7 protein-coding genes are annotated in these 6,477 nt (G+C 42.3%); 2 read left to right on the top strand and 5 right to left on the bottom strand.

Features of this window, described 5'->3' with window-relative positions:
• Both KGY70_15155 and KGY70_15150 read left to right on the top strand, forming a co-directional pair.
• Nucleotides 1-232 (top strand): hypothetical protein (locus KGY70_15155; protein ID MBS3776533.1); only part of this gene is annotated, 232 nt, incomplete at its 5' end.
• A 94-nt stretch (nucleotides 233-326) separates the two neighbouring features.
• Nucleotides 327-1,523: a DNA/RNA non-specific endonuclease gene (locus KGY70_15150; GenBank protein MBS3776532.1), complete on the top strand. Its 1,197-nt coding sequence runs from the start codon at nucleotides 327-329 to the stop codon at nucleotides 1,521-1,523.
• 223 nt (nucleotides 1,524-1,746) lie between these two features.
• Here KGY70_15150 and KGY70_15145 read toward each other — a convergent pair whose 3' ends face one another.
• The 5 genes from KGY70_15145 to KGY70_15125 form a co-directional block, all read right to left on the bottom strand.
• On the bottom strand, nucleotides 1,747-2,280 hold the full coding sequence (locus tag KGY70_15145; protein ID MBS3776531.1) for a hypothetical protein: 534 nt from the start codon (nucleotides 2,278-2,280) through the stop codon (nucleotides 1,747-1,749).
• A 221-nt stretch (nucleotides 2,281-2,501) separates the two neighbouring features.
• Nucleotides 2,502-3,134 carry a hypothetical protein gene (locus KGY70_15140; GenBank protein MBS3776530.1) on the bottom strand — a complete coding sequence of 211 codons (633 nt, stop codon included), beginning with the start codon at nucleotides 3,132-3,134 and terminating at the stop codon, nucleotides 2,502-2,504.
• Nucleotides 3,135-3,435: 301 nt separating this feature from the next.
• A complete protein-coding gene (locus KGY70_15135; protein ID MBS3776529.1) occupies nucleotides 3,436-4,674 on the bottom strand; it encodes a hypothetical protein in 1,239 nt (412 codons plus the stop codon).
• Between the two features lie 78 nt (nucleotides 4,675-4,752).
• Nucleotides 4,753-5,538, bottom strand: coding sequence for an outer membrane lipoprotein-sorting protein (locus tag KGY70_15130; GenBank protein MBS3776528.1), 786 nt, complete (start codon nucleotides 5,536-5,538; stop codon nucleotides 4,753-4,755).
• A gap of 104 nt (nucleotides 5,539-5,642) precedes the next feature.
• Nucleotides 5,643-6,410 carry an MMPL family transporter gene (locus KGY70_15125; protein ID MBS3776527.1) on the bottom strand — a complete coding sequence of 256 codons (768 nt, stop codon included), beginning with the start codon at nucleotides 6,408-6,410 and terminating at the stop codon, nucleotides 5,643-5,645.
• Between the last annotated feature and the right edge of the window lie 67 nt (nucleotides 6,411-6,477).

The raw sequence follows: 6,477 nt of genomic DNA, 5'->3' as shown, positions 1-6,477 counted from the left end.
AAATCTTTGTGTGGTGAGCCTCGCGATTAAGCGCTCAGATTTGCACCGGCTAACAGTGCCTTTTCCAAATGAGCTTACCACCCGGCTGAAGCCGGGTGGTAAGAAGGCCCTCCCTATTCGATCAGCCCGCTTTAGCGGGCTTCAGTGGGGGATTGGGGCTGCTACCAGCAACACCCCGATAAATCGGGGTGCTAAGCTCATGGTGCAAGTGGCAATGTCTGCCAGTAAATAATGCACAATAGAAATGAGATTTGGATGATCCCATGTATTTTTAAAAATTTCGGGCGTCTGAGTTACCGGCTTTGTTTATTTAAAATATTTGGAATATGAAGTATTTAGGATTGATCATTACTCTGCTGCTTGCTGTGAACTTATATTCACAGGATATTGACTATTTACCAGAATCAACCACAGGCCAGGTTGTCGAGCATAACCCATACACCCTGTCTTATGACGAGCAGCATGAACAGGAAGAATGGGTGGCTTATGAATTAACAGCTTCTAAAGTCAATGGGAGTTATGACAGAACCGACAATTTCAGGAGGGATCCGAAAGTAGAGACAGGTTCAGCATCACTAGCCGATTACAAGGGATCGGGTTATGACAGGGGTCATCTGGCGCCTGCTGCAGATATGTCGTATTCAAGGACTGCTATGAGTGAAAGTTTTTATCTTTCCAATATGACACCCCAGGAAGCAGGATTCAACCGTGGCATCTGGAGGCAACTGGAAAGTCAGATAAGAGACTGGGCCAGGAACAACGGTTCAATTTACGTGGCAACCGGTCCTGTTTTAAGCGGTAATTACAAGGAAGAAATCGGACCCAATGATGTAAGCGTCCCCACGCATTACTCCAAAGTAATTCTTGATTATGACAAAGGATCGCAAAGCAAAGCCATTGGATTCATCCTGCCGAACGAAAAGGCAGACCAATCCTTAAAGGAGTATGCCACCACGATTGATGCGGTTGAGCGACGAACCGGAATTGACTTTTTTCATGAACTGCCGGATAATGTAGAGAATGACCTGGAGGGTTCCGTTGATGTGAATGAGTGGTCTTTTTCATCATCTGGTTCGTACAGCAGAAATTATAACAAGCAGCACTACTATACCGATAGTGAAAACAAGATCAACATCAACACCGCCTCGAAAAGCAAGCTGGATCAACTCTATGGAATAGGGCCGGCGAAAGCTGAGGCCATCATTGAAGCCCGGCCATACAGCAGTGTTGATGATCTGACCCGGGCCAAAGGCATAGGAGATGTAACCCTGTCAAGAATCGAGGATTACATAACTGCTGAGGGCAGCAGCGGTTATCAGACTAATGACATCACTTCGTCCGGGAAAATGAACATCAATACCGCTTCCAGATCTGAATTGAAAAGTCTGGATGGCATCGGCGACGTGCTTTCGGGACGTATCATCAATGACCGGCCGTTTGATGACATCCATGAAATAAAAGATGTGAAAGGCATCGGTCCGAAGACTTTTGAAGATATCCGGTGGGAGATCACGGCTGAATGAACACTTTTGGAATATACTCCTGTTTGGTACGATAGGCATTTAAACAAGTAAAATTATGACTGCGATCGGCCAGACTACCGTTGATATTACCCTCTGTGTTTATTCTCCGCGAAACTCTGTGATTCAAAATATAAAGTTAACCACAGAGAAGACAGGGGAAATCACAGGGGAACACGGAGATTATTCTTTATGGGATTCAATAAATTAAACCAAATGGAATAATTTAAAGTAAAAGTAGTGGCTTAAAACCCACCAAAGTAATTATTCTCTCTTTCTGCGGCTCCCGGATTTCGTCGAAATCACGGTTTAGGCTTTCATCCGTTTCTTTTTGCATGACATTTCTGCGTGCGATGCTTGTCTGATAGCTTTCCACCAGGCTGTTCAATTCGTTAATCAACGACTGATACTTTTTGCCATAAAAAACAATCGTGGCATTAATCATATTGAACAGCTCTTTTATGGTTTCTTCGGATGTTGTCCGTAAATCTGACATTTTTACCCTGGGTGCAGAGGCATATTCTTTGTTTCTTTCGAGGTACAATTTATAGAAACGTTGGTTTGACTCTACCACCTTCTTATAATAAAACCCGATGCCCAATTCATTGATGGCTTCAAGCAGATCTTTATCCTGAATGTCTGTAAATATATCATCCAAATTGGCCGTTTGCTGGATATAACTTTGCCTGGTCAGATTGGTTCCATGTTTTTCAAATACTTCCATTACATTTTGAGCTTTCCCCCGGATAGCTTCTTCCATGTGATAGGTGGTATGGGCTCGAAGAAATATCAATTGGAAGGAAGATATCCCGAATATACTCCAACGAAACCCGCATCCAGGAACCTTCACAACAAGAACATGAGTAACATGCGGGTTCCATGGTGGGGAAGCACAACATTCGAACCTTGATATATTATTTAATTAAAGCACAAACCTATAATTAAACTTTACACTAATGAATTCCATTTCATTGCCTAATGTTATTTTGATAAAAATTCTCTTATTCTTCTTGCTTTTGTTGCCCCCAGTCCTTCGATCTCCATTAATTCGTCTTCTGTGGCCAGAATAACCTTTTCAGGCGTGCCAAAACGTTCGAGCAGGGCTTTAGCCGTTGATGGTCCTACTGCAGGCAGCCCCTGGAGAAAGTACAACGATTTACGCTTTACACTTTTGGGCTTATAGCCTCTCCGCATATAATCATAATTTGTGCGTATCAGCTGGTCTCCTGCTGTTAGCAACATATCAGCAGAATCATGCGGGCTGGAAGAAAAAATAACGGGAATCTGCCAAGGGACAGAAACGGATAACAGGGCTCCCTTAATTGATTGACGGGTAATCTCGTGACGGGTTTTGTAAGGATTTCCCTCTATTAACAGTACACTGTGATAGTCTGATCTCTTCATGCGGGCGCATTGCGAAAATAATCGACCCTGGATGATGGAAAGAACAAAATCATCCCTGGATTTTCTTTCAAACAAAACTTCATCATTAACAATATAATCGCCTGTTTTTAAATTTCTCAGCTCTATGGCTGCTCCTTTCTCCTTTATAAAATCAGGAATTTTGGAGGGGACTTCCCTGTAGTCTGCTACAACCTTTATATCTTTGTCCATAGTTTTTCTGATTGATTTGGATATGCGGGAAATAACCCCTTATTATCTATTGATTTAATAATTCTGCCTCATAAATTTTGCTTTATAATTTGGCCAAGCCAAAACGGAAACACATTAAATTCCTTGAAAGCATCCTGTTTGGTTTTGACTTGTCCAAATTAACTATTTATTGGGCATTAACAAAAATATATGCAACAAGAGGGAGAGGTTTGTTTCCTGCTGTGAAAAAAATAAAACTGGAGCTGGTTATGGGGCACTGTGGCTACAGCCATACAATTACCGGCAGGTTTCTTTTCAGCAATCAGAAATCGTATTTGAGTTTAAAATAAACCATATCGTTTTGATTAAACTGTCCAAACCGGCCTTCGGTGCCCGTGAACAGGTTTGCACCAGTAATCAGGTTTACACCACTTCCTACTTCATAGGTGGCTTTTGGCCGGATGAGGGCATCCTGATGCTTGAATCCATAGTAGGTAAATAATTCCAGGGTCAACTTGTTCCTGAAAAAATCATCTTTGGCGAGGAAGGTCATTGTATTTTCAAACTCATCCTGCCGGATGGGGTCCTCATAATCCATAATTGCTTCCTGGATGAACTGGGTGCTGAGATTTACCCCACCTACAATAAAATCGAGACCTACCAGGTAATGGGCATAATCTTTGCTGACCACTCCATCGCGATCGGATCGGCTGGTGGTCTGGAAATATTTTCCCTCATAGAAAGCCCCTTCACCGCGCAATACCAGGCCGCCAATATCGGTGCTGAAGCTTCCCCCGGCTAGTGATATTCTGTGATGTTTGGGGCGGATCACCAGAGAATCCGGCATGGGGGTTTGCGGGTTTGTATTAAAACGATCCATGTGCATGCCCGGATCGTCATCCCACATGTAACCGGCCATCAATTCCAAATCCAATGCAGATGACAACAGCGAATATTTAAAGAACACCTCGCTGTTTTCAATACTGGGCTTGATATCTTTCTGCGATTTGTCTATCGTCGCATAATCCGGGTACATGGATGGAAACCATATGGACTCCTTATCCGGGTACTGCGTAGGAACAAATTCCGGTACCAACACCAGTTCAAACATGTTGTTGCCCACATAGTAATCGGCTTTCAGGGAAGTGATGCCCACACGGATTTCTTCAAAGTCGGGCAGCAAAAATTCCCTGAGGTTTTTGGGAGATACCACATCGGTGATAAATACCCCGTCGGCCTGGCCCCAGATGATCTGCTGTTTTCCAAGTCGTAAATCCATAGATTTGAAATACAGGTCGATGTAAGCTTCTCTTAATCCATAGTCAAGCCGGTCATTTACATAATGATACACGTAAGGGTTTACCTTAAAACCCATGTCCATTCCTGTTTTTTCTATATCCAGGTCCAAAGTGTTCTGGATGATGGAATAGTTTCCCTGATCATCCGTTAGCGCCCCTGTATAATTGCGTACATATCCATGAAATTCAGTATCCTGGGCGTATGTAGCCTGAACTGCTATTAGAAGTAAAGCTATGGCCGTTATTTTATTCAGTAATTCCATAATATTCCTCTTTTAACATTTATAATTTATAGCAACCCTTCCCGAGTGTCCATATATGGAAGGGTTGCGGAATCACAATTATAATCCTCTTTTCATCATTCGTTCGGTGAAATACGCATCGCGTATTCCTGTATTTATCTCCACCTCATTATATTCCATAATGGTCTTGTGGTCTTTTTGATCGTTTTTCATCAGCGAGTGCAGGATGGTCCAGAAACCCTGTATCTGTTCATATTCTTTAACCTGCAGGGTTTTCAGGAATTTTCCGTCTTCGTCATAGAACTCCTTTTTCAACCCAATCCACTTATCTTTAATGATCCAGCTGACCGTTCTGGAATACATGTAACCCGATTCCTTCGGAGTGCTTTCCACTACATAGCATTCCTCCCCGTTCAGGGTCTCTGTTCTTAACAATTCATGATTGTCTTCGTTGGGATGGCGTTCTCCCAGATCATCGTAAGTAAAATCGGAACCCATGAAGTAGTCATCCTTGCTGTCACTGGATATTCGTTTAACTTTTTGAAGAGCAGGAAGATAAATCCACTGATCATCATCCTTTGATTCATCATCGTAACTCCAGTTCATAAATGAGGTGTTGCGGACATCGGCAGGAGAGAGAAAGAACATGATCTTTTTCTCTGTATCACCAAAGTCTTTGTAAAACTGCCTTAATTCACGCACTCGTTGATCTCCCCGCGAATTAACAAGGGTCATGTTGAGATTGCCTTTCCGGTCGTCCCCTTCATCCCGGTAATACACTTTCTCCATAATTTCTTTTCCGGTTAAATCCTGTGCGTTCACAATGCCCGGAACCATCCAGAGCATCAGAACCAATGCTGTTATTAGACTTCTTGTTGTTTTCATAATTGACAGATTTAGATATTTGATTTTTAAAATTAGATTTTCAATAATTGATGCTTTGTCGATTTAACAATTTAACAATAAGTCAATTGAACAATTTTTATTTGTCATTTGAATTTCTTTTTCCAGTGCAGAAGGATGAGCATAATTGTCATGGTGCCCAGAAAGGCAGTAAACATGTTGAATGAAACCAGCGCCCCCAGTGCCCGGTTCGGTGGAAATACCGAAAACAGCAGCACCAGGAATCCTGCAATAACCACAACTGCATTGAAAAGTATTGCGCGTCCACTGTGATTAATGGTATGAGCTGCAGCTTCAAACTTGCTGGAATATTGCTTGAGATAGATTTTGTACCGTTCAATAAAGTGAACGGCATAGTCAATGCCAATGCCTACCGCTATAGAAGCCAGCAGAGCAGTGGTAGTATCCAGCGGAATGTTCAGAAGTCCCATTAAACCGAAGCTTAACAATGCTGTAATTGAAATGGGTACAGCGCCTATGATCCCTATGGAAACCTGTCTGAACATAAACGTGAGCAGGATAACTATTAAAATGATAGAAATGATGAGGCTTTTTATCTGCCCTTCCAGGATCAGGTCGGTAAAGACCAAAGCTTTATAACCTGATCCTGCATAATTGATTTCAATGCCCAGATCGCGAAAGTCATCCTCAAAGGATTCTATCTCACTGATAGCTGCTTTAAGCGATTTGGAGTCATCTTCTTTAAGCTGATATTTAAGATTTGCCTGGTTATAGTCATATGTTACTTCCTTCCACAGATTGTCCGGATCGCCTGACATTTCATACAGCAAGAGGTATTGGGCAATTAAGTTCTGCGAGTCAGGTATCTTTATTGTACTCCTCTTGATCGGCATGCATGACTTTGTTCATGCGCTTGATGTAATCAGCAAGGGAAAATGAATTGCCTGCTACCTTCAATTC

The organism is Bacteroidales bacterium, assembly GCA_018334875.1.
In the GTDB taxonomy this organism is placed as follows: domain Bacteria; phylum Bacteroidota; class Bacteroidia; order Bacteroidales; family UBA12077; genus JAGXLC01.
This window is presented reverse-complemented; position numbering and strand designations above follow the sequence as displayed.